The 22,713-nt window shown below is 69.1% G+C and carries 16 protein-coding genes; 6 read left to right on the top strand and 10 right to left on the bottom strand.

Features of this window, described 5'->3' with window-relative positions; all coding sequences use genetic code 11:
• Positions 1–87 precede the first annotated feature (87 nt).
• Entirely contained in the window at positions 88–1,986 is a 1,899-nt protein-coding gene (locus tag AC1DSC_RS19815) for a sensor histidine kinase (RefSeq protein WP_478131909.1), read from the top strand.
• 186 nt (positions 1,987–2,172) lie between these two features.
• Positions 2,173–2,850, top strand: coding sequence for a response regulator (locus tag AC1DSC_RS19810; RefSeq protein ID WP_012748690.1), 678 nt, complete (start codon positions 2,173–2,175; stop codon positions 2,848–2,850).
• A gap of 6 nt (positions 2,851–2,856) precedes the next feature.
• On the opposite strand, the gene AC1DSC_RS19805 is transcribed toward AC1DSC_RS19810, so the two are convergent.
• Positions 2,857–5,205: a cytochrome P450/oxidoreductase gene (locus AC1DSC_RS19805; protein ID WP_012748691.1), complete on the bottom strand. Its 2,349-nt coding sequence runs from the start codon at positions 5,203–5,205 to the stop codon at positions 2,857–2,859.
• A 10-nt stretch (positions 5,206–5,215) separates the two neighbouring features.
• Entirely contained in the window at positions 5,216–6,187 is a 972-nt protein-coding gene (locus AC1DSC_RS19800; RefSeq protein ID WP_012748692.1) for a Bug family tripartite tricarboxylate transporter substrate binding protein, read from the bottom strand.
• 126 nt (positions 6,188–6,313) lie between these two features.
• Here AC1DSC_RS19800 and AC1DSC_RS19795 point away from each other — a divergent pair, with 126 nt between their 5' ends.
• The gene (locus AC1DSC_RS19795; protein WP_012748693.1) at positions 6,314–7,135 is read left to right on the top strand and encodes an IclR family transcriptional regulator; all 822 of its coding nucleotides are present in this window, start codon (positions 6,314–6,316) and stop codon (positions 7,133–7,135) included.
• Positions 7,136–7,156: 21 nt separating this feature from the next.
• Here the strand turns inward: AC1DSC_RS19795 and AC1DSC_RS19790 are convergent, their stop codons facing one another.
• The 4 genes from AC1DSC_RS19790 to AC1DSC_RS19775 all read right to left on the bottom strand — a co-directional run bounded on the left by AC1DSC_RS19790 (position 7,157) and on the right by AC1DSC_RS19775 (position 11,043).
• Positions 7,157–7,981: an undecaprenyl-diphosphate phosphatase gene (locus AC1DSC_RS19790; protein ID WP_012748694.1), complete on the bottom strand. Its 825-nt coding sequence runs from the start codon at positions 7,979–7,981 to the stop codon at positions 7,157–7,159.
• 80 nt (positions 7,982–8,061) lie between these two features.
• Entirely contained in the window at positions 8,062–8,718 is a 657-nt protein-coding gene (locus AC1DSC_RS19785; RefSeq protein ID WP_012748695.1) for an aspartate/glutamate racemase family protein, read from the bottom strand.
• A gap of 13 nt (positions 8,719–8,731) precedes the next feature.
• Complete coding sequence (locus tag AC1DSC_RS19780) at positions 8,732–9,646, bottom strand: amino acid ABC transporter substrate-binding protein (protein ID WP_012748696.1); 915 nt, start codon at positions 9,644–9,646, stop codon at positions 8,732–8,734.
• Between the two features lie 62 nt (positions 9,647–9,708).
• Positions 9,709–11,043 (bottom strand): aspartate aminotransferase family protein, encoded by a 1,335-nt coding sequence (locus AC1DSC_RS19775; RefSeq protein WP_012748697.1) that lies wholly within the window; start codon positions 11,041–11,043, stop codon positions 9,709–9,711.
• Between the two features lie 137 nt (positions 11,044–11,180).
• Here AC1DSC_RS19775 and AC1DSC_RS19770 point away from each other — a divergent pair, with 137 nt between their 5' ends.
• Together AC1DSC_RS19770 and AC1DSC_RS19765 are read left to right on the top strand one after the other, a co-directional pair.
• Entirely contained in the window at positions 11,181–12,047 is an 867-nt protein-coding gene (locus tag AC1DSC_RS19770) for a MurR/RpiR family transcriptional regulator (RefSeq protein WP_012748698.1), read from the top strand.
• Between the two features lie 107 nt (positions 12,048–12,154).
• Positions 12,155–12,520, top strand: a complete 366-nt coding sequence (locus tag AC1DSC_RS19765) for an SPW repeat protein (protein ID WP_012748699.1) — start codon at positions 12,155–12,157, stop codon at positions 12,518–12,520.
• Positions 12,521–12,605: 85 nt separating this feature from the next.
• Here AC1DSC_RS19765 and AC1DSC_RS19760 read toward each other — a convergent pair whose 3' ends face one another.
• The 4 genes from AC1DSC_RS19760 to AC1DSC_RS19745 are packed head-to-tail and all read right to left on the bottom strand — an operon-like array spanning position 12,606 to position 21,934.
• A complete protein-coding gene (locus AC1DSC_RS19760) occupies positions 12,606–14,114 on the bottom strand; it encodes an efflux transporter outer membrane subunit (RefSeq protein WP_012748700.1) in 1,509 nt (502 codons plus the stop codon).
• A gap of 8 nt (positions 14,115–14,122) precedes the next feature.
• Positions 14,123–17,365, bottom strand: coding sequence for an efflux RND transporter permease subunit (locus AC1DSC_RS19755; RefSeq protein WP_012748701.1), 3,243 nt, complete (start codon positions 17,363–17,365; stop codon positions 14,123–14,125).
• A complete protein-coding gene (locus AC1DSC_RS19750) occupies positions 17,362–20,553 on the bottom strand; it encodes an efflux RND transporter permease subunit (protein ID WP_012748702.1) in 3,192 nt (1,063 codons plus the stop codon). Before AC1DSC_RS19750 ends, AC1DSC_RS19755 begins: the two co-directional genes overlap by 4 nt.
• A 43-nt stretch (positions 20,554–20,596) precedes the next feature.
• Positions 20,597–21,934, bottom strand: a complete 1,338-nt coding sequence (locus AC1DSC_RS19745; protein WP_012748703.1) for an efflux RND transporter periplasmic adaptor subunit — start codon at positions 21,932–21,934, stop codon at positions 20,597–20,599.
• Positions 21,935–21,996: 62 nt separating this feature from the next.
• On the opposite strand from AC1DSC_RS19745, the gene AC1DSC_RS19740 reads away from it, so the two are divergent.
• A complete protein-coding gene (locus AC1DSC_RS19740; protein WP_369663149.1) occupies positions 21,997–22,683 on the top strand; it encodes a DUF6622 family protein in 687 nt (228 codons plus the stop codon).
• Positions 22,684–22,713: the final 30 nt, after the last annotated feature.

Genomic DNA, 22,713 nt, shown 5'->3' with positions numbered 1-22,713 from the left:
GGACTTCTCCCCTTGTGAACAACCAAGACAAAACATGGCAAAGTGTGTCTTTTCGTTTTCATCGAGGCCATCCCCGAGAACTGGTAAATGAAGGATCTGGATCGGATGAGGAGCCGGCAGCCCGCATCGCCCGCACAGGCACTGCTTGCCGCGTTGATGGGCGCCCTTCTTTTCTTCCTCCTTGTTTCCATCCCTGCGACGACGCTCGCGCAGCAGCCCCCTCCTCCCGAGTTCCATGTCGAGGCAGTGCGGAGCACGGGCTGGAACGAGACCAGCCCGCCGACCGACGGATGGACGCGCGTCACGCTGCCCGACAGCTGGGCCGAACGCTGGCCCGGCTTCGACGGCGTGGTCTGGTACCGGCTCACCTGGGACCAGCCCGCAGAGGTCACCGAGGTCGGCTTGCTGCTGCACTACCTCAACATGGCCGGCGCGGTGTCGCTCAACGGCACCCCGATCTGGCGCGACCAAAGCCTGGTCGAGCCGCTGACCCGCGCCTGGAACAGCCCGCGCTACTGGCTGCTGGCGCCGCCGCTGCTGCAGGCGGGCCGCAACACGCTGCTGGTACGCGTCTCGGGCCTGTCCGCCTACCAGGCCGGCCTCGGCCCGGTCAGCCTGGGCGCACCCGCGGCCATGCAGGCGGAGTACGGGCAGGAGCGCGTCTGGCGCCGCGATCTCCAGATGCTCGGGCTCGCGGTGAGCGCCGCGGTCTCGGCCTTCTTTGCCGCGCTGTGGGCCATGCGCCGGCGCGAGACGGCCTATGGCTGGTTCGCGCTGATGTCGGTGCTGTGGCTCCTGTTCGGCTACAACCAGATCGCCACCAGCCCCTGGCCCTTTGCGAGCAACCACAGCTGGCAGGCGCTGAACACCTCGCTGCTGCTGCTCTTCAGTGTGTCCTACGCCGTGTTCGCGCTGCGCTTCTGCGAGCGGCGCATGCCGCGGCTGGAAGGCCTTGCGCTGCTGGTCGCGGTGGCCGGCGTGCTCGACCTGTGGCTCGCCGGCTCCGCCAACCTGCTCGCTCACCGCGCCGTCTGGACGCTGGTGGGCGGCCTCACGATCATCGCGGTGAACAGCGCCGCGCTGATCCATGCCTTGCGCCATCGCCGCAGCCCGATGCGCTCGCTCGCGCCCTTCATGGCCCTGTCGGCGGCAACGGGCGCGCACGACCTGCTGGTGTTCACGCAGGTGATCGACAGCAACATCTACTACACGACCATGTCCTCGTATGGCCTGCTGCTGGGCATGGCGCTGACGCAGGCCGGGCGCTTCGTGCAGAGCCTGAAGCGCATCGAGAACTTCAACACCGAGCTGATCGAGGAAGTGAACGCGGCCAAGGCCGAACTCGGCGTCACGCTGACGCAGCAGCATGCGCTCGAGCTGGCGCATGCGCGCATCGGCGAGCGGGTGAACCTCGCGAGCGACCTGCACGACGGGCTGGGCGGCATGCTGGTCGGCAGCATCGCAACGCTCGAACGCAAACCCGAGAAACTCTCCGCGCCCGAACTGCTCGCCATGCTCAAGCGCTTGCGCGACGACCTGCGGCTGATCATCGAGGCCGCGGGCCAGCACGACGGGGCGCGTGCATTCGGCGAGCTGCTCGCGCCCTTGCGCCATCGCACCTCGCAGCTGCTCGACGCGAACGGCATCGACTGCCGCTGGCAGGTATCGAACATCGAGACGCTCGAGCTGCCGCCGTCGCAGAGCCTGGATCTGCTGCGCTTCCTGCAGGAGGCGTTGACCAACGTGCTCAAGCACAGCGCAAGCCGCCGCGTCGACGTGGCGGTGACGCGCACCGGCGCCGAACTGCAGCTCAGCGTGCGCGACGACGGCCGCGGCTTCGTGGTGGACGGCGCCGACAAGGGCGCCGGCGCGGGCTTGCGCAGCCTGCGCACGCGCGCACGCCGCCTGGGGGCCGAACTGCAGCTGCAATCGCGCCCCGGCCAGACGCAACTGGCGCTGCGCATGCCGCTGGCAGCGGCGTCTTGAGGGGCCTGCGCACCCCCGTCCCGGCCCTTGCCGGAGCGGGTTGCGCCACCTGGTCCGGCCCTCTGTGCAAGGCCCTGTTCAGGGCATGGGCAAACCGGGGGACATAAATGTCAATTCCGGCAACATTCGCGCAAAATAAGTCAAAACGTCCCAGTTTCTCGGCCACAGTCTCAGAATGCCGCCCAAATGTTCTCCTCGGAAGCCGCCGAAACCGTTTCGCTGAGCTCGGTGCTCGTGGTCGAAAACGACACGGCAATGCAGGAACGCCTGCGTTACATCCTGCCCACGCTCGGCTGCGACGAGCCGCAGATCACCTGGGCCGACGATGCCGAGATGGCCATGCAGCTGCTGGAAAAGCCGAGCTTCGGCGTGATGCTGGTGGACATCGGCCCGCCTGGCGACGACGCGGTCGAGCTCGTCGAATGGCTGCAGGCCCACCATCCGCAAGTGCCCGCCGTGGCCATTTCCGCCTCCCGCAGCGAAGAAGCCATTTTTTCCGCACTCCGCGCCGGCGCGGTGGCCTATCTCCTGAAGGAGCGCGACGACCTCGAGCTGAGCATCGGCCTGCGCAGCATCGAGCAGGGCGGCGCCACCATCGATCCGGCCATTGCGCGGCGCGTGCTGGCCTGGCATGCGGGGCAGGCGGCCGATCCGGGGTCGATGCCCGAAGCGGCGCTGACGCCGCAGGAGCGCAAGACGCTCGAACTGGTGGTGCAGGGGCTCGAGCACCGCGACATCGCCCAGGCGCTGGCCATGCCCCGGCTGGCGGTGGAATGCCGCATCAAGGGCATCTACAGAAAGCTGGCGCTCGGCTCGCGCGCCGAGACGGCGCACATGGGCGGCGGGCACGCCCTGGCGCGCTGACCAGTCCTAGAGCTCGAGCACCAGCCGGCCTTCGCAGGCGCGCGAGCAGCAGGCCATCATCTTGTTGTGGGCCTCGCGTTCCGGGCGGGTCAGCACCACGTCGCGGTGATCGACCTTGCCGGACAGCACCCGCACTTCGCAGGAGCCGCACAGGCCCTCCTCGCAATCGCTCTGCACGTCGACGTTGGCGGCGCGCAGCGCCGACAGCAGGGTCTGGCCGGGCGGCACGTTGACCACCAGGCCGGAATCCTTCAGCTCGACCTCGAAGGCATGCTCCTTCGACGGATCGAGGGTGGCGAGCGTCGACTCGAAATGCTCGACGCGCAAGGCACCCTCGGGCCAGGCGGCGCAGCAGTCTTCGAGCGCCTCGAGCATGCGCAGCGGTCCGCAGGCATAGACCTGCGCACCGGCCACCGGCTCGGCAAGCAGCGCGCGCAGGTCGCAGCGCCGCCCTTCGTCGCTCGCATGGACCTGCAGCCGCTCGCCGTGCAGCGCCGCGAGCTCGTCCAGGAAGGCCATGCGCGCGCGGCTGCGGCCGCTGTAGTGCAGCTCGTAGTCCATGCCGAGCGCCTTCGCGCGGCGCGCCATCGCGCTGACGGGCGTGATGCCGATGCCGCCCGCGATGAAGATCGCCTTCGCCAGCGACTCGTCGAGCCGGAAGTGATTGCGCGGCCCGCGAATGCGCAGCCGGTCGCCGGCCTTCACCTGCGCATGCACCCAGGCCGAGCCGCCGCGGCCTTCGGGCTCATGCAGCACCGCGATCTCGAACACGCCGGCTTCGCCCGGGTCGCCGCACAGCGAATACTGGCGCGACCGCTCGGGCGAGCCGCATTCCACGTCGATGTGCGAACCGGCGGTCCAGCGCGGCAGCGGCTTGCCATCGGGCGACGCGAGCCGCAGCTTGACGATGCCCTCGGCCACCGGCGTCACGCGCTCCACCACCACCGGCCGCGTGATCGCGTGCCGCGAGGGCTCGCCGATGCGCACCGGCACCTGCACCGCGCGCAGCGCGGGGTTCCTGCGCTCCGGATTGGCCGCCGGGTCCCACTCGACCCACAGGTGTTCGGGCCCGCGGAACGAGGTGTTCGGCACGTAGCTGAAGCGCTGCTCCGAGAGCCGCATGTGCGGCAGCCGCCGCGTGAATTCCTCCAGGAAGATCTGCATCTCCATGCGCGCGAGGTTCTTGCCCATGCACTGGTGCGAGCCGTAGCCGAAGGTCAGGTGGTCGCTGGCGTTGTCGCGGCGGATGTCGAACAGGTCGGCATCGGAAAAATACGCTTCGTCATGGTTGGCCGACGAGGTGACGATCAGGAGCCGCGAGCCGGCCGGCAGGTCGACGCCCCCCACCTGCGTGTCCCGCGTGACGAGGCGCCGCCACGCGGCCACCGAGCCGTTGTGGCGCAGGCACTCTTCCACCGCGTTGGGAATGAGGCCCGGGTCTTCGCACAGCTCCTGCCACACCTGCGGATGCTGCAGCAGCAGCTTGACTGCATTGGCGCTGGCATTGGCGGTGGTCTCGTGCGCGGCCACGATGCCGGCCATCATCATCGAGTGCAGGTACGAGTCGGTCACCACCTCGGGGTGCAGCTTCTGCTTGCGGATGCCGTACTGCATCCAGCCGGGCGCGTCGGGGTCCTGGCGCATCTTCTCGAGCACCTTGCCAGCGTACTGCCAGAAGTTGCCGACCGCATGCGCCACGGCCACCTGCTCCTCGGGCTTGGGGCGGCCCCAGGTATTGACGGTGTGCGCGATCGAATACTTGCGCAGCGTGTCCATGTCTTCCTCGGGCACGCCAAGGAAGTGCAGCGCCACGGTCAGCGGAATTTCCCACAGCATCTGGTCGACGAGGTCGGCACGGCCGTCGTCGATGAAGCGGTCGACATAGCTGCGCGCCAGCTCGCGCACCATCGGCTCGCGGTGCTTGAGCGCCTCGGGCGTGAACGGGTCCATCAGCACGCGGCGGCGCGGCATGTGGGCGGGCTCGTCCTCGTTGACCAGCGTGCGGTTCAGCGCGAAGCCGTAGGAGGCGAGCACGGCGTTGGCCTCGTCGCCGGTGGGCGTGATCTTCTCGAGCGCGTTGGAGGGGCTGAAGGTGATGTTGTCGCGGAACACCGCCTTGATGTCGTCGTAGCGCGTGATCACCCAGTAGCCGAGCTTGGGGCTGAAGAAGATCGGCTCCTTCTCGCGCGCCCAGCGTACGTACTCGGGCGGGTCCTGCTGGTAGCCGTCCTCGAAGGGGTCGAACTCGGCGGCGCGCGCGCTCACAGGGCAGCCGGTGGGCGTGCGCTCGGAAGACAGCGGCCCGTGCGCGACGGGGCAGCCGGAAGTGCGCGAAGGCATGGCGGTATCGGACATGGCAGCAGACTCAGTCCAGCGTGATCTTCAAATCGCGGATCAGCTTGTGCCAGCGCACGGTCTCGGCCTTCAGCAGCGCGGTGTACTGCGCGGGCGTGTTGCCGACCGGCTCGACGCCGAAGTCGACCATGCGCTTGTTCACCGAGGGCTCATGGATGGCCGCCACCAGCTGGCGGTTGAGCGTGTTCACCACCTCCGTCGGCGTGGCCGAGGGCACCACCACGCCGACCAGCGCGGCGGCTTCGACGTTCTTGTAGCCCAGCTCGGCGAAGGTGGGCACGTCGGGCAGCTGCGGCAGGCGCGTCGGGTTGGCCACCGCCAGCGCGCGGACCTTGCCGCCCTTGATGAAGCCGGCGCCGGCCGCCAGGTCGACCATCATGGCCGGCAGCTGCCCTCCCACCACGTCGGCCAGCGCCGGCGCCGCGCCGCGGTACGGCACATGGACCATGAAAAGGCCGGCCTCCACCTTGAGCAGTTCCATTGCCAGGTGGTGCGGGCTGCCGGCGCCGGCCGAGGCGTAGCTCACGTCGCCCGGCTTGGCCTTGGCCCTGGCGATGAAATCCTTGGCCGTCGCGATGCCGGAATTGGCGCCGACCACCAGGATCATCGGGAACTTGCCCATCAGCGTGACGGGCGCCAGGTCCTTGGTCGGGCTGTACGAGAGCGACTTGTAGAGCGCCGGATTGAACACCAGCGTGCCGTTGTCGGCCGACAGCACCGTGTAGCCGTCGGCCGGCGCGCGCGCCGTCTCGGCCGCGGCCAGCGCGGTGTTGCCGCCGGGCTTGTTGTCCACCAGCACCGGCTGTCCCACCTGGGTGGAGAGCGTCTGCGCCACCGTGCGCGCGAGAAAGTCGGAGCCGCCGCCGGCCGCGTACGGAACGAGCCAGCGGATCGGCTTGGCGGGAAAGGTCTGGGCGCCGGCACTTGTTGCCACGGCAGCAAGGGAAAGAACGGCAAGGCACCGAACAAGGCGGTTTTTCATGGATGTCTCCGGCATGATTGTGTATTGCGTAATTATCATACGCATTGCGTAATATTGATTCAAGGGACAACCCTGAACCCGAGCGGCCGCTCGGCGCCCGGCCCCAGCACCTAACATGCAGCCCACATGACCCAAGCTCCGGAGCTCCCCCCTCTCTCCCCCGCGACCCGCGAACGCCGCCAGCGCGTGCAATCGGCCGAGACCGGCATGGCGGTGCTCAAGGGGCTGGCCCACCTGGGCGGCCGCAGCAGCCTGACGGCCCTGTCGGCCCACGTGGCCGAAAGCCCGGCCAAGGTGCACCGCTACCTCGCCAGCCTGATGGAGGAAGGGCTGGTGCTGCAGGACGCCGTCTCGCAGCACTATTACCTGGGTACGGAAGCCATCCAGATCGGCCTGGCCGCCATGCGCCAGGCCGACCCGATCCGCGCGGCCGAGCCCTGCCTCGTGCGGCTGCGCGAATCGCTGGAAGTGACCTGCTTCGTCGCGGTCATGGGCAACAAGGGGCCGACCATCGTGCGCTTCGAGGAGCCGGGCCTGCCGGTCACGGTGAACGTGCGCGCCGGCTCGGTGATGTCGATGCTCTGGTCGGCCACCGGACGCGCGTTCCTGGGCCTGCTCGACGAGTCGCGGGTGCTGGCGCTGGCCGAGCAGGAACTGGCCGATTCACCGGAAGACATGCGGGCCACGCTGGACGCGAAGGACCCCATCGGCCAGCTGCGGCGCGAGGTGCAACTGGCCCGCTGCGCGAGCGTGAAGGACACCTACCTGCGCGGCATCAGCGCCGTGGCGGCGCCGGTCTACGACTATGCGGGCCGGGTGTGCGCGGTGCTGACCGCGCTGGGCGCCACAGGCGGCTTCGACCCGGCCATCGACGGCCCGATCGCCACCGCGGTGCGGCAGGAAGCCCGTGCCGCGAGCGCCATCCTGGGGCACGGGAACGGCGCCTGAGCGCCGGGCCGGCTGCTGCGCTTATTCCGCCCAGACCACCGTGCCGGTCCACGCCGTGGCCAGCACCACGATGCCGAAGGCGATGCGATACCAGGCAAAGGGAATGAAGTCGTGCGTGCTGATGTACTTGAGCAGCCAGCGCACGCAGAGCCAGGCGCTGATGAAGGAGAACACCAGCCCCACCGAGAACAGCGGAATGTCGGCCACCGACAGCAGCGCGCGCTCCTTGTAGAGGCTGTAGGCGCCGGCGCCGATCAACGTCGGAATGGCCAGGAAGAACGAAAAGTCGGTGGCCGCCTGGCGCGACAGGCCGAGCAGCATGCCGCCGATGATGGTCGAGCCGCTGCGGCTGGTGCCCGGAATCATCGCGAAGCACTGCACCAGGCCGACCTTGAGGGCGTCCCACATCGTCATGTCGTCGACATGCTCGATGCGCACCGAGCCCGGCGGCCGCTTCTCGGCCCACAGGATGATGAAGCCGCCGATGATGAAGGTGCTGGCCACCACCACGGGAATGAAGAGGTGCGCCTTGATCATCTTGCCGAACAGCAGGCCCAGCACCACGGCGGGCAGAAATCCGATGACCACGTTGAGCGCGAGGCGCCGCGCCTTGGCCTGCCTTGGCAACGCCACCACGGTGGAGTGGATCTTCTGCCAGTACACCAGGATCACCGCGAAGATCGCACCGGTCTGGATGGCAATGTCGAACACCTTGGCCTTGTCGTCGTCGAAACCGAGCAGCGAGCCCGCAAGAATCAGATGCCCTGTCGACGAGATCGGAAGAAATTCGGTCAGCCCCTCGACGATGCCCATGACGGCGGCCTTCACCAGCAAAACGATGTCCACGCTTACTCCTTTAAAGAGCAGCAATTATGGCGAGGCATCGAGTCAGGCCAGGTTCAGCTGGCCCCTGGCATCTGCGGGCTTTATCGAAGAGCCCGATTCGTGCGCAGCCGCAGGGCCCGTACCGCGCTGTCGACGGTGGTGAGCACCGGCAGGCCGCTGGCCGCTTCGCAGGCGGCACGCGCGCGCGCCATGCTGAACTGCGCAAGCGCAATGCGCGTGCAGCCGCGCTCGCGCAGCGCCGCCGCCTGGGCGGCAATCAACGCATCGTGCCGCTGCGTGTCGCCGGCGTTCAGCGCGTCGAGCGCGCCTTCGGCCAGCATGGGCTCGAGCGCGATGCCCGGCGGAAACTCCGGCGGCATCGACACCAGCGTGGCCGCGAAGGTGGCGATGAGGCCGAGGCGGCCCTGCTGCCCTTGCGCGGCCTCGGCCACCATCGCCTCGTTGGGCTTGAGCACCGGAATGCCCGCATGCCGCTGCGCCACGGCCTCGATGCAGGGCCCGAAGGCCGAGCAGGTGAAGAGGATGCCCTCGGCGCCCGTGTCGACCGCGTACTGCGCGAGCCGCTGAAAGCGCTCGTGCATCGCCGCGTCGAGCCCTTTGCCGCCGCGCGCCAGGTCGGCCGAGAGGCTGTCGTCCAGCAGGTTCATGCGCACGGCCTCGGGCCAGTCGCGCTCGAAGGCGGCGTTGATGGGCGCAACCGAGTGCGAGAGCGCGTGGATCAGTGCGATGCGGGTCATGCGGCAGGAAGGGTCAGATGCCCTTGGACGACGGGTTGGCAAAGGCCTCCTTCGTCTCGGCGTTGAGCGGATAGTTGATGTTGATGCCCTTGGGCGGAATCGGCGACATGAACCACTTGTTGTAGAGCTTCTCCATCTCGCCCGACTTCATCATGCCCGACACCACGCGGTCCACCAGCGCCTTGAAGGCCGGATCGTCCTTGCGGAACATCAGCGACTGGTTCTCGGTGCGCAGGCTCTCGCCCGTGATGATGAAGTCCTTCGGATTGCGCGCATTCGCGATCTGGCCGGCCAGCAGGATGTCGTCGAGCACGAAGGCCTGCGCACGGCCGCTCTCCACCAGCAGGAAGGAGTCGCTGTGGTCCTTGCCGCCCAGGTTGTTCACCTCGAGGTTGCGGCCCTTGTCGGCCTCGCGCAGCAGTCGGAACGAGGTGGTGCCCGTGGTGGTGGCCACCGTCTTGCCCTGCAGGTCGGCAATGCTCCTGATGCCAGAATCGGCCTTCACCAGCATGCGCACGTTGTAGCGGAAGATGTCGGGCGAGAACGCCACCTGCTTCTGGCGCTCGACCAGGTTGGTGGTGGAGCCGCACTCGATGTCCACCGTGCCGTTCTGCACCAGCGGAATGCGGTTGGCCGAGGTCACGGCCTGGTACTTGATCTCGATGGCCGGCAGCTTGAGTTCGCTCTTCACCGCCTCGACGATGCGGTTGCAGATCTCGATGCTGTAGCCCACCGGCTTCAGGTTGCCGTCGAGGTACGAGAAGCCGAACGACGACTCGCGGTAGCCGAAGGTGATGGCGCCGCTCGCCTTGATCTTGGAGAGCGTGTCGTTCTCCTGGGCCTGCGCGGCCACGTGCGGCAACAGGGCGGCAAAGGCCACCGCGAGAGCGGCAGCACCGAAAGGAATCGGCAGACGAAGCTTGGGCATGGAAGCGCTCCTCGGAACGGCGGTGGAAGAAAACGGGCGAAAGAAAATCGGCAGCGAAGCGGTCAGCGCGCGGCGGCGCGCGTCACCGCATCGATCGAAGCCGCGAGGCGGGCCGCGATCTCCTGCAGCTGCTGCCGCGTGGCAATGAAGGGCGGCGCAAGCAGCACGTGGTCGCCCTGCCGGCCGTCGACCGTGCCGCCGAAGGGGTAGCACAGCAGGCCGCGCGACATCGCGTCCTTCTTGATGAGCGCGTGGAGCTTCAGCGCCGGATCGAACGGCGCCTTGCTCGCGCGGTCGGCCACCAGCTCGATACCCCAGAAGAAGCCGCGGCCGCGGATGTTGCCCACATGGGCGTGGCCGCCGAGCGCCTCGGCCAGCATCGCGCCGAAGGCCGCGCCGTCTTCGCGCACCTTGGCGACCAGGCCGTCGCGCCGGATCACCTGCTGCACCGCGAGCGCCGCCGCGCAGGCCATCGGATGGCCGAGGTAGGTGTGGCCATGCTGGAAGAAGCCGCTGCCACTGGACATGGCCTCGACGATCCTGCGCTGCGCCAGCACCGCGCCGATCGGCTGGTAGCCGCCGCCCAGGCCCTTGGCGATGGTGACCAGGTCGGGCACCACGCCCTCCTGCTCGCAGGCGTGCAGCGTGCCGGTGCGGCCCATGCCGCACATCACCTCGTCGAGGATCAGCAGCACGCCGTACTTGTCGCACACCGCGCGCACCGCCTTGAAGTAGCCCGGCACGGGCGTGAGCACGCCGGCCGTCGCGCCGCCCACCGTTTCCGCCACGAAGGCGATCACGCGGTCGGCACCCTGCGCGACGATGGCCGCTTCGAGCTCGGCCGCCAGGCGCAGGCCGTACTGCTCGGCGCTTTCATCGGCGCGCTGCTCGCGGTACGGATAGCACGGCGCCACATGGGTGGCCGGCACCAGGATGGGCGCGAACGGTTCGCGCCTCCACGCGTTGCCGCCCACGGCCAGCGCGCCCAGCGTGTTGCCGTGGTAGCTCTGGCGGCGCGCGATGAAGTGCGTGCGCTGCGGCTGGCCGGTCTCGACGAAATACTGCCGCGCCATCTTGAGCGCCGCCTCCACCGCCTCGGAGCCGCCGCTCACCAGGTACACGTGGCTCATGCCCTCGGGCGCGGAAGCGATCAGCTCGTCGGCCAGCTGCTCGGCCACTTCGCTGGTGAAGAAACTGGTGTGGGCATAAGCGAGCTTGTCGAGCTGCGCATGCATGGCGGCCAGCACCTCGGGATGCGCGTGGCCGAGCGAAGACACGGCCGCGCCGCCAGAGGCGTCGAGGTATTCGCGCCCTTCGGCATCGCGGATGAACATGCCGCTGGAGCCGGCGGCAACCGGCGGGGTGTGGCGAAGGTGGCGGTGGAAGACGTGCGTCATGGCGGGTGGCTGGCCTGTTCGGTTCTGGAACTAACGTTTCCACCGGATTATTGTTTGGAACATTTGTTCCGTCAACTGTTCCAGCGTTCCATGTCCGGTACATTCGTTCCAACGACCGCCAGAAGAGAGACACCGCCATGGGCGCCAGAGACCAGATCCGCCAGCGTTTCAACGAACTGAGCCCCGCCCTGCAGCAGGTGGCGCGCTACGTGCTCGACCATCCCAACGAGGTGGTGACCGCGTCGATGCGCAACGTGGGCACGCGCGCGCAGAGCACGCCCGCCACGCTGGTGCGCTTCGCGCAGCACCTGGGCTATGCGGGCTGGCCGCAGCTCAAGGAAGCCTTTGCCGGCGACATGGGCCTGGCCAGCGAAACCTATGGCGGGCGCGCCAAGCAGCTGATCGGCCGCGCGCAGGACCGCAGCCTCACGGCCGAGATGTTCGAGGTGCAGCGCCGCAACCTGGAGGCCACGCACCAGCAGAGCGAGCAGGCGCTGCAAAAGGCCTGCGCGCTGATCGAGAAGGCGCCGGCGGTACATGCGGCGGGTTTCAGGGCCTGCTTTCCGATCGCGTTCTCGTTCGTCTATGTGTACCGGCTCTTCCGCGCCAGCGTGCACCTGGTCGATGGCCAGGGCGGCTCGCTCGAAATGCAGCAGCGCGCCTTCGCCAAGGGCGACGCGCTGGTGGTGGCCAGCTTCAGGCCCTACTCGCGCGAGGCGCTGCAGGTGGCCGAGGCGGCCCGGGCGGCCGGCTGCCGCATCGTGGCCATCACCGACAGCGTGGCCTCGCCGCTGTCGCTCTTGGCGGACGAAACGCTGCTCTTCACGATCAACAGCCCCTCGTTCTTTCCTTCGGTGGCGGCCGGCGTGGCCGTGACCGAGGCACTGGTCGAGCTGCTCGCGAGCCGCGCGGGCAAGCCGGTGATCCGGCGCATCGACCAGGCCGAGGCGCAGCTGTTCGAGTCGGGTGCCTACCTGGTGGCGCCGGTGGCGCGCGGAGGCTAGGCCCGGCAGGCTCGATTGCATGCTGCAGCGCCGCATCGCGGAACCCCGCCGGATCGGCATGGTCCAACCGCTGTCGCGGTTGTGTGTCGCGACAGGAGGTAATGACCATGAAGCAAGTGAAGCATTGGCAAGATCCGGTCAACGTCGCCCTGGGTGCGTGGCTGATCATCTCGCCTTGGGTCCTGGGCTTCCAGGGCGTCACTGCCGCGATGTGGAGCGCAGTGGCGACGGGTGTCGTGCTGGGCGCCGTGGCGCTGGGAGCGACCCTGGTACCGCGTGCATGGGAAGAGTGGACCGAAGGCGCACTCGCCATCTGGCTGGCCGTGTCGCCCTGGGTGCTCGGTTTTGCCACCGTGGAGAACGCGATGGTCAACGCGGTGCTCGTGGCTGCGGCCATCCTGGTGCTCGCGCTGTGGGTGCTTGTCACCGACAAGGACTACCTGGGCGGGAGCATGGATCGCCACGCGCATTGAGCACGCAGGCGATCGCGTCGTGAGAAGCGGCCCCGCGCGCCACGTGCAGCGGGCTGAGGGGACGGGCAGCCGCCCTCCCCGGCAGCTACTTCACTCCGCGCTGCGGAGAAGGGGCAGCCTGCGCCGTCGAAGGCGTGGACGACACGGTGCCGCCCGCCCCGCCGGCATGCCAGCCGCCGCCCAGGGCCTGGATCAGCGCCACCGCGGCGGTCTGGCGATTCACCTGCAGCTGCACCAGCGTGCGCCGCGCGCCGAGGGCGGCGGCCTGCGCAGTGACCACCTCGGTGTAGCTCACCTGGGCCGCGCGGTAGCGGTTGAGCAGTTGCTGCTCGGTCTTGTCGGCCGCGGCCGAGGCCTCGCGCCGCAGGCCTTCCTGCTGCGCCAGTGCGGCGCCGGCAGTGAGCTGGTCTTCCACCGCCTGGAAGGCGGTGAGCACGGTCTGGCGATAGCGCGCCACGCTGGCTTCGTGCGCCGCCTTGGCCGAGTCGACCGTGGCGCCGATGGCGCCCGCATCGAACACCACCTGCGCCACCGACAGACCCAGCGCCCACAGCGTATTGGACGCGTTGAACAGGTCTTTCACCCGGCTCGCGCTGCTGCCCACCGAGGCACTGAGCCCGAAGTTGGGGAAGTACGCCGAGCGCGCGATGCCGATCTGCGCATTGGCCGCAGCCACCGCGCGCTCGGCCGCCGCGATGTCCGGCCGGCGCTGCAGCAGCGTGGAAGGCACGCCCGTCGGAATGCCGGGCACCGTGGGCGTCCACTGCGCCGCGGGCAGGCTGAAATCGGCCGGCGCCACGCCCACCAGCATGGCAATGGCGTGCTCCAGCGTGGTGCGGGTGCGCTGCAGGCCCACGCGTTCGGCCTGCGCGTTCACCAGCTGGGTCTGCGCCTGCAGCACGTCGGTCTGGGCCGCGATGCCGGCCTTGTAGCGGTTGCTGGTGATTTCGAAGGCGCGCTGGTAGCCCTCGATGGTCTGGTCGAGCAGCACGATCTCGGCATCGGCCTCGCGCAGCGAAAAGTAGTTGGTGGCCAGGTCGCCGACGGCCGACAGGCGCGCCGACGCCAAGTCGGCCTCGCTGGCCTCGGCATTGGCCTGCGCGCTGCTCACGGCCTGCCGCAGGCGCCCCCACACGTCGGGCGCCCAGTCGACCCCGAGCGTCGCCGAAAACGCATTGGCCGCATTGCTGGTGCCGCCGATGTTGCCGCTGCGCCGGCCGCTGCCGTCGAGCGATACCGTGGGGAACAGCGCAGCGCGCTCGCCCCGCACCAGCGCCTGGGCCTGCGCGTAGTTGGCCACGGCCGCGGCGATGTTCTGGTTCGACACCTGCACGCGGGCGGCCAGTTCGTCGAGCGTGGCGTCGCCGAAGAGCTTCCACCATTCGCCGCGGTCGAGCGCATCGGCCGGCGCGGCGGGCAGCCAGCCTTCGGCGGTCTTCTGCTCCTTCCAGCCGGCGGGCGCAGCCGAGGTGGGTACTTCGTAGGCGGGGCCCACGGCGCAGCCGGCCAGCACGGCCGCCAAGGCGAGCGCGGACAGCCTGCCGGGCAGATGCGAAAGGATGCGTTGTCGGTGTGTCATGGCAGCTTCGTTCATTCTTCTGTTCAGGTCGGCGAGGCTGCGGCGCGGCTCAGGTGCCGCTCGTTGCCCGAGCGCCGGCGCAGCTTGTCGAGCAGCACGTAGACCACCGGCGTGGTCAGCAGCGTGAGCAGCTGGCTCGCGATCAGGCCGCCGATGATCGCCACGCCCAGCGGCTGGCGCAGCTCGGCGCCCTGGCCGAAGCCGATGGCCAGCGGCAGCGCGCCCAGCGCAGCTGCCAGCGTGGTCATGAGGATCGGCCGGAAGCGCAGCATGCAGGCCTCGCGCACCGCTTCCACGGCCGAGATGCCGCGCGCGCGTTCGGCCTCGAGCGCAAAGTCGATGATCAGGATCGCGTTCTTCTTCACGATGCCGATCAAGAGGAAGAGCCCGATCAGCGCAATGATCGAGAACTCCATGCGGAACAGCAGCAGCGCCAGCACCGCGCCCACGCCCGCCGAAGGCAGCGTGGTCAGCACCGTGATGGGGTGGATCAGGCTTTCGTAGAGCACGCCGAGCACGATGTAGATCACCACGATCGCCGCCAGGATGAGCGCGAGCTGCTGCCCCTGCGACTGCTGCGCCGCAAGCGCGGTGCCCTGGAAGCTGCCGCGCACGTTGACCGGCATCGCGATGTCGGCCTCGGCCTGCGCGACGATGCGGCGCGCGTCCTGCAGCGTCACGCCTTCGCCCAGGTTGAACGAGACGGTGCTCGCAAGCTCCGTGTCCTGGTGGTCGATGGAGCTCGGCACCGCGCGCTCGCTGACCTTGGCAATGGCCGAGAGCGGCACCATCAGCGTGGTGCTGGCCGCGAGCGCCTGGCCGGTGGAAGCGGTGCGCAGGCCCGGGTTGGCCGAGGTGGTGGTCGAGGTGCCGGTGCTCGCGTCGGTGGTGTTGGCCAGCGAGCTCACCGTGGTGGCGCCGCTCGCGGTGGTGCTGGTGGTGAGCGTCGAAGGCACGTACAGGTCCTTCAGCACCACGGGCGCGCGCTGGTAGCGCGGGGCCCACTCCATGATCACCGAATACTGGTTGAGTTCGTCGTAGATGGTGGCGACCGAGCGCTGGCCGTAGGCGTTGTAGAGCGCGTTGTCGACCGCGCTCGAAGTCACGCCAAGGCGCGCGGCGCTTTCGCGGTCGACGTCGACGAAGGTCTCCACGCCGTTGTCGGCCTGGTCGCTGTCGACGTCGGTGAGCGCGGTCTCCTGGCGCAGCCGGTCGGCCAGCTTGGCGGTCCAGGTGCGCAGGTCGGCCAGGTTGTCGCCCTTGAGCGTGTACTGGTAGGTGGAATTGCTCGAACGCCCGCCCATGCGCAGGTCCTGCACCGGGCTCAGGAACACCCGCAGGCCGGTGAGCTGGTTGAGCTGCGGCCGCAGCCGGTTGATGACGGCTGCGGTCTTCTCGGTGCGCTGCGACAGCGGCTTCAGGTTGACGAACATGAAGCCGCCGCCCGAACGGCTGCCGCCCGAGAAGCCCACCACGGTGTCCACGGCCGGGTCCTTGTGGATGATGTCGACGGCCTGGCGCAGCTTGTCGCTGAGCGCCACCGACGAAATGCTCTGGTCCGCGCGCAGGCCCGCGTTGAGCTGGCCGTTGTCCTGCTCGGGGAAGTAGCCCTTGGGAATGGCGGAGAACAGGTACACGTTCAGGCCCACCACCGCCAGCAGCACCACCACGACCACGGCCTTGCTCGCGAGCGCCCAGTCCAGGCTGTGGGCATAGGTGCGCAGGCTCCACTGGTACACGCTCTCGGCCATGCGCGCGAGGCGCCCCGGCGGCTTCGCGCCGGGCTCCTCGGCGCGCAGCAGCATGGCGCACATCATGGGCGTGGTGGTGAGCGAAATGACCAGCGAGATCAGCACCGACACCGACAGCGTCACCGCGAATTCGCGGAACAGCCGGCCGATCTGCCCGTCCATGAACAGCAGCGGAATGAACACCGCCACCAGCGACAGGCTGATCGACAGCACGGTGAACCCGACCTCTCGCGCGCCGCGCAATGCGGCCTCGATGCGGCCCATGCCGGCCTCGATGTGGCGGCTGGTGTTCTCCAGCACCACGATGGCGTCGTCCACCACGAAGCCCGTGGCCACGGTGAGCGCCATCAGGCTCAGGTTGTTGAGGCTGTAGCCCAGCAGATGCATCACGCCGAAGGTGCCGAGCAGCGACACCACCGTGGCCACCGCCGGAATGATGGTGGCGCGCGCGCGGCGCAGGAACAGGCCCACCACCAGCACCACCAGCGCGATGGAGATCATGAGCGTGGCCTCGATCTCGCGCAGCGAGGCGCGGATGGAGTTGGTGCGGTCGGAGGCCACCTGCACCTCGATGTCCTGCGGCAATTGCGCGCGCAGTTCCGGCAGCAGCTCGCGCACGCCGTCCACGGTGTCGATGATGTTGGCGCCCGGCTCCTGCGTGACCAGCACGATCACCGCGGGCTGGCCGTTGAACAGGCCCAGCGTGCGCGTGTTCTCCACGCTGTCGATCACCCGCGCCACGTCGCCCAGCCGCACGGCCGAGCCGTTGCGCCAGGCGATCACCATGTCGCGGTACTCCACGGCATGGCGGCCCGGCGAGGGCGTGTAGATCTGCAGCCGGCGCTCGTCGTTCTCGATGGCGCCCTTGGGCCGGTTGGCGTTGTTGGCCTGGATGGCGGCGCGCACGTCCTCGCTGCTGATGCCGAAGCGGTTGAGCGAGAAAGGCTCCAGCTCCACCCGCACGGCCGGCAGCGAGCCGCCGCCGATCTCGACCTCGCCCACGCCCTCCACCTGCGAGAGCTTCTGGCTCACGATGTTGGACACGGCCTCGTAGATCTGGCCCGGCGTGCGCGTCCTGGAGGTGAGCGCCAGGATCGCGATGGGCGCGGCGGTCGGGTTGCGCTTGCGGTAGATGGGGTTGCTGCGCAGGGTGGCGGGCAGGTCGGCCCGCGCCGCGTTGATGGCCGCCTGCACCTCGCGCGCGGCGCTGTCGATGTTGCGCTTGAGGTCGAACTGCAGGCTGATGCGGGTGGAGCCGTTGGAGCTGGTCGAGGTGAGTTCGTTGACACCCGCGATCACCCCGAGCCGCCGCTCCAGCGGCGTGGCCACGCTCGACGCCATGGTGCTCGGGCTGGCGCCCGAGAGGCTGGCGGTGACCGAGATGGTGGGAAAGTCGACCTGCGGCAGCGGCGACACAGGCAGCACGAAGAACGCCGCGATCCCGGCCAGTGCAATGCCGATGGTCAGCAGCACCGTCGCAATCGGGCGCTCGACGAAGGGCCTGGACAGGTTCATGCGGCTGCGGCCTCCCGCTTGCGCCCGAAGCGCCGGCCCATGCGGTCGAAGGCCAGGTAGACCACCGGCGTGGTGAAGAGCGTGAGCACCTGGCTCACCACCAGCCCGCCGAAGATGGCCAGGCCCAGCGGCCGGCGCAGCTCGGCCCCCTCGCCCCAGCCGAACATCAGCGGCAGCGCCGCAAAAAGCGCCGCCAGCGTGGTCATGAGGATGGGCCGGAAGCGCAGCAGCGCCGCCTGGTGGATGGCCTCCTGCGGCGACTTGCCCTCGCGCCGCTCGGCGTCGATGGCAAAGTCGATCATCATGATCGCGTTCTTCTTGACGATGCCGATCAAGAGGATGATGCCGATGATGCCGATCACGCCCAGGTCGTTGCCCGTGACCATCAACGCGAGCAGCGCGCCCACGCCGGCCGAAGGCAGTGTCGAGAGAATCGTCAGCGGATGGATGTAGCTCTCATACAGCACGCCCAGCACGATGTACACGCACACCACCGCCGCCAGGATCAGCCACAGCTGGTTGGAAAGCGATTTCTCGTAGGCCCCCGCCGCGCCCAGGAAGCTCATGGTCATGCTCGCGGGCATGCCGATCTCCTTGGCCGCCGCGCGAATGGCCGCCACCGACTTTCCGAGCGCCACGTTGTCGGCCGTGTCGAAGCCCACGGTGGCGGCCGGGTACTGCGCCACGTGCGTCACCTGCAGCGGCGCGGCCTGCTCGCGCACCGTGGCAATCGATGAGAGCGTGGTGGCACTGCCGCCGCCGGTGCGCAGTTGCAGGTTGCCCAGGAGCTGCGGCGAGGCCAATGCCTCGCGCTGCGCTTCCAGGATCACGCGGTACTGGTTGGTCTCGGTGAAGATGGTCGAGACGATGCGCTGGCCGAACGCGCTGTAGAGCGTGTCGTCCACCGAGCTGGCCGTGACCGAGAGGCGCGAGGCCGTGTTGCGGTCGATGTCCACGTAGGCGGCCAGGCCCTTCGCACCCGCGTTGGTGGTGGGGTTGCGCACCAGCGGCTCGGTGCGCAGGCGCTCCACCAGCTTCTGCGCCCAGGCGTCGACGGTGTTGGTGTCCACCCCTTCGAGCGAGACGCGGAATTCGGTGGGGCCGGTCTCGGCGTCGATGGTCAGGTCCTGCGTGGGCTGCAGGTACAGCGTGACGCCGGCCACGGCGCGCACGCGCTCGCGCAGGCGCTGCATCGTGGCTTCCTGGTTGCCGCGGTCGGCGCGCATGTTGATGAGCATGCTGCCGGTGTTCAGCGCCGTGTTGTTGGCGGCGTCCACGCCCACCACCGAGCTCACGCTGGCCACCTCGGGGTCGGCCAGGATCGCGTTGGCGGCCTGCTGCTGCAGCTCGGCCATGCGCGTGTACGACACGTCCTGCGCGGCCTCGATGCGCGCCTGCAGCTGGCCGGTGTCCTGCGTCGGGAACAGGCCCTTGGGAATCACCACGTAGAGCAGCACCGTGAGCGCCAGCGTGGCCACCGCCACCACCAGCGTGAGCGGCTGGTGGCGCAGCACCCATTGCAGCCACACGTCGTAGCGCGCAATCACGCGATCAAGGAAACCGCCCCCACGTTCGCCCACTTCGTGTGGCTCTCTGCCCCCCGAGGGGGCTGCGCCGCCTAGGGGCGGCCCGTCGCCGTCGCGGCGCTGCACGCTGGCCCCGAAGCGCCCGCCCTCCTCGGCCTGCGGCTTGAGCCAGCGCGCCGACATCATCGGCACCAGCGTGAGCGACACCACGGCGGAGATCAGGATGGTGATGGCCAGCGTGACCGCGAACTCGCGGAACAGCCGCCCCACCACGTCGCCCATGAACAAGAGCGGAATCAGCACCGCGATCAGCGACACCGTGAGCGAGATGATGGTGAAGCCGATCTGCGTGGCCCCCTTGAGCGCGGCCTTGAACGGCGGGTCGCCCTCCTCCAGGTAGCGCGCGATGTTCTCGATCATCACGATCGCGTCGTCCACCACGAAGCCGGTGGCGATGGTCAGCGCCATCAGGCTCAGGTTGTTGAGGCTGTAGCCCAGCAGGTACATCAGCCCGCAGGTGCCCACGAGCGAGATCGGCACCGCCAGGCTGGCGATGACCGTGGCGCGCACGCTGTGCAGGAAGAAGAAGATCACCAGCACCACCATCACCACGGCCAGCCCGAGCTCCAGCTGCACGTGCGAGACCGAGGCGCGGATGCCGGTGGTGCGGTCGCTCAGCACCTCCACCTTGAGCGAGCCCGGCAGCGAGGCCTGCAGCTCGGGCAGCTGCTTCTTGATGGCATCGACCGTGCCGATCACGTTGGCGCCGGGCTGGCGCTGCACGTTAAGGATGATGGCCGGGTACAGCACGGGTTCCCGCTCGCCCGCGCGCAATGCGGCCCATGCGCCCAGCTGTGTGTTCTCGGCACCGTCGACCACGCGCGCCACGTCGGTCATGCGCACCGGCGCGCCATTCTTCCAGGCGACGATCAGGTTCTTGTAGTCGTCCGCCGTCACGAGCTGGTCGTTGGCATTGATGGTGTAGGCCCGCCGCGGTCCGTCGAAGCTGCCCTTGGCGCTGTTGGCGTTGGCCGCGGTGATCGCGCTGCGCAGCGTGTCCAGCCCGATGCCCACCGACGCGAGCGCGTTGGTGTCGGCCTGGATGCGCACGGCCGGCCGCTGCCCGCCCGAAAGCGACACCAGCCCCACGCCGCCGACCTGGCTGATCTTCTGCGCGAGCCGTGTGTTCACGAGGTTCTGCACCTCGGTGAGCGGCATGGTCCCGGAGCTCACGGCCAGCGTGAGGATGGGCGCGTCGGCCGGGTTCACCTTGGCGTACACGGGCGGCGCCGGCAGGTCGGCCGGCAGCAGCGAGCCGCCGGCGTTGATGGCGGCCTGCACCTGCTGCTCGGCCACGTCCAGCGTCTGGTCGAGCGCGAACTGCAGCGTGACGATCGACACGCCCGCCGAGCTCACCGAGCTCATGCGGTTGAGCCCCGCCATCTGGCCGAACTGGCGCTCCAGCGGAGCCGTGACGGTGCGGCTCATGACCTCGGGGCTGGCGCCGGGGTAGAGGGTCTGCACCTGGATGGTCGGGTAGTCGACCTGCGGCAGCGCGGCCAGCGGCAGGAGCCGCAGGCCCACGAGGCCGGCCAGCACGATGGCGACCATCAGCAGCGCCGTGGCCACCGGCCGTTCGATGAAGGGGCGGGAGGGGCTCATCGCGGACGCGCTCGCTTGTTCCGTGGATTGCTGTTGCTGCCGGTCATTGCGGCGGACGCTGGCGCCGCCGCTCCCCACTGCCTTCGCCGCGCTGCCCACGCGGGCCCGAAGCCGCACCGCGCGGCCCCGAAGCGCCGCCGCGCGGACCTGCCGCGGGCCGGTCGCCCTGCAGCTGCACGACCGCGCCGTCCTTGATGCGGTCGCCGCCCTCGGTCACCACGTTCTCGCCCGCCTTCAGGCCCGAGGTGATGGCCACCACCTCGACGTTGGCCTCGCCGCGTTTCACCGCGCGCATCGACACCGTGCGGTCCTCGTTGATCACATAGACGTAGTCGCCGTTGGGACCGGTGCGCACCGCCGTCACCGGCACCACCACCGCGCGCACCTTGCGCAGCAGCATCTGCACATTGACGAACTGGCTCGGGAACAGCGTGGTCTGCGCATTGCCGAAGCGCGCCTTGGCCTTGACCGTGCCGGTGGTGGTGTCGACCACGTTGTCGAGCGTGGAGAAGGTGCCAGTGTCGAGCGTTGCGGCGCGGGTGCGGTCGAAGGCCGTGACCGGCAGCGGCTCGCCCTTGGCCAGCTGCGCCTGGATGTCGGGCACGCGGTCCTGCGGCACCGAGAACTGCACGTCGATCGGGTTCATCTGCGTGATGACCGCGATGCCCGTGGTCGCGTTGGCCGTCACGGTGTTGCCCGCATCCACCGCGCGCAGGCCGATGCGGCCGGCCACCGGCGCTGTGATGCGGGTGTAGTCGAGGTTCAGCTTGGCGGCGGCCTCGGCGGCCAGGTCGGTGGTGACCGTGCCTTCGAGCTGGCGGACCAGCGCGGCCTGGGTGTCGACGTCCTGCCGGGCGATGGAGTCCTGCCCCAGCAGGGTGCGGTAGCGCGCGAGCGTGACGCGCGCGGCCTCGAGCTGCGCCTCGTCGCGCTGGCGCGTGCCGCGGGCCTGCATCAGCGCCTGCTCATAGGGCCTGGGATCGATGCGCGCGAGCAGCTGGTTCCTTGCCACAGTCTGCCCTTCGGTGAACAGCACCTCGGTCAGCACGCCGCCGACCTGCGCCTTGAGCGTGATGGTGGCCAGCGGCGTGACCGTGCCGAGCGCATCGATGGTCACCGGCAATTCGATCTCGCGCGCCGCCGCGTGGCCCACCGTGACGGTCGCGCCGCCGAAGCCCGGCCCGCCGGCGGAGCTGCCCTTGCGGTTGATGAGGTACCAGGCGCCGCCCCCCAGCACCAGCAGCAGCACCAGCGCGATCAGGCTGCCGAGCCAGAGCCTGCGACGCGAGGGCGGCCGCGCAGGCGGAGACGAAGAAGGGGGAGTTGCCGGTGGGACGGCAGGCGAATCGCCGGAAGAAGGCTCGGAGTTCGGAGATTCCATGAGGTGTGGCAGTGCGCAAGTACAGCCGCTAGTGGAGCGCCGCATCGTAGCGCGCCTGTCTTATGAACCGTAAAGCGCCGGTAAAGCTGCGTGCAAGGGCTGCATTTCGCGCCGGTTCGCTGCGGCTGGCGCCGCCGATCTGCATTTCGTCGCAGGAGCGTGGCGGCGGCGCGGGGGCGCCGGCACAGTCCGCTCCATCGAATCGTCTTTCAACCCGGAGAAACGCCATGCTGCTGCAGATCATTCTTCACACCCCCAAGTGGGTCTTCGCCGTTTTCGTCCTCCTCGTGTGGCTGGGCTGCAGGCAGCTGCTGTCCGGCAGCGTCAGCCTGGCCAAGGTCACGGTGATACCGATCGCCATGACCGGCCTTTCGCTGGCCGGCGTGATCTCGGCCTTCGGCGATTCGCCCGGCCCCCTGCTCGGCTGGGCCGTGGCGGCCGCCGCGCTGGTGCTGCTGGTGCTCCAGAGCCCGCTGCCCGCCAGCACGCGCTACGACCGTGCGGCGCGCGAGTTCCACGTGGCCGGCAGCGCGGTGCCGCTGCTGCTCATGATGGGCATCTTCTTCACCAAGTACGTGGTGGGCGCGTCCCTGGCCATGCACCCCGAGCTGCGCCAGCAGGCCGCCTTCGAGGTCGGCGTTCCGATGCTGTACGGCGCCTTCAGCGGCATCTTCGTGGCACGCGCCGTGCGGCTGTGGAAGCTGGCGATCAGCACCGACGCGGTGGCGGCCGGTGCCCGCGCAGCCTAAGATCGCCGACGCCCACATTCCAGGAACCAC

The sequence above is a fragment of the Variovorax sp. 01N425 genome, assembly GCF_056399465.1.
This window is presented reverse-complemented; position numbering and strand designations above follow the sequence as displayed.

Bases quoted from the DNA above. Each gene is read 5' to 3' on its own strand.
- AC1DSC_RS19815 (WP_478131909.1), top strand. From the start codon at position 88: ATGAAGGATCTGGATCGGATGAGGAGCCGGCAGCCCGCATCGCCCGCA.
- AC1DSC_RS19810 (WP_012748690.1), top strand. From the start codon at position 2,173: ATGTTCTCCTCGGAAGCCGCCGAAACCGTTTCGCTGAGCTCGGTGCTC.
- AC1DSC_RS19805 (WP_012748691.1), bottom strand. From the start codon at position 5,205: ATGTCCGATACCGCCATGCCTTCGCGCACTTCCGGCTGCCCCGTCGCG.
- AC1DSC_RS19800 (WP_012748692.1), bottom strand. From the start codon at position 6,187: ATGAAAAACCGCCTTGTTCGGTGCCTTGCCGTTCTTTCCCTTGCTGCC.
- AC1DSC_RS19795 (WP_012748693.1), top strand. From the start codon at position 6,314: ATGACCCAAGCTCCGGAGCTCCCCCCTCTCTCCCCCGCGACCCGCGAA.
- AC1DSC_RS19785 (WP_012748695.1), bottom strand. From the start codon at position 8,718: ATGACCCGCATCGCACTGATCCACGCGCTCTCGCACTCGGTTGCGCCC.
- AC1DSC_RS19780 (WP_012748696.1), bottom strand. From the start codon at position 9,646: ATGCCCAAGCTTCGTCTGCCGATTCCTTTCGGTGCTGCCGCTCTCGCG.
- AC1DSC_RS19775 (WP_012748697.1), bottom strand. From the start codon at position 11,043: ATGACGCACGTCTTCCACCGCCACCTTCGCCACACCCCGCCGGTTGCC.
- AC1DSC_RS19770 (WP_012748698.1), top strand. From the start codon at position 11,181: ATGGGCGCCAGAGACCAGATCCGCCAGCGTTTCAACGAACTGAGCCCC.
- AC1DSC_RS19765 (WP_012748699.1), top strand. From the start codon at position 12,155: ATGAAGCAAGTGAAGCATTGGCAAGATCCGGTCAACGTCGCCCTGGGT.
- AC1DSC_RS19760 (WP_012748700.1), bottom strand. From the start codon at position 14,114: ATGAACGAAGCTGCCATGACACACCGACAACGCATCCTTTCGCATCTG.
- AC1DSC_RS19755 (WP_012748701.1), bottom strand. From the start codon at position 17,365: ATGAACCTGTCCAGGCCCTTCGTCGAGCGCCCGATTGCGACGGTGCTG.
- AC1DSC_RS19750 (WP_012748702.1), bottom strand. From the start codon at position 20,553: ATGAGCCCCTCCCGCCCCTTCATCGAACGGCCGGTGGCCACGGCGCTG.
- AC1DSC_RS19745 (WP_012748703.1), bottom strand. From the start codon at position 21,934: ATGGAATCTCCGAACTCCGAGCCTTCTTCCGGCGATTCGCCTGCCGTC.
- AC1DSC_RS19740 (WP_369663149.1), top strand. From the start codon at position 21,997: ATGAACCGTAAAGCGCCGGTAAAGCTGCGTGCAAGGGCTGCATTTCGC.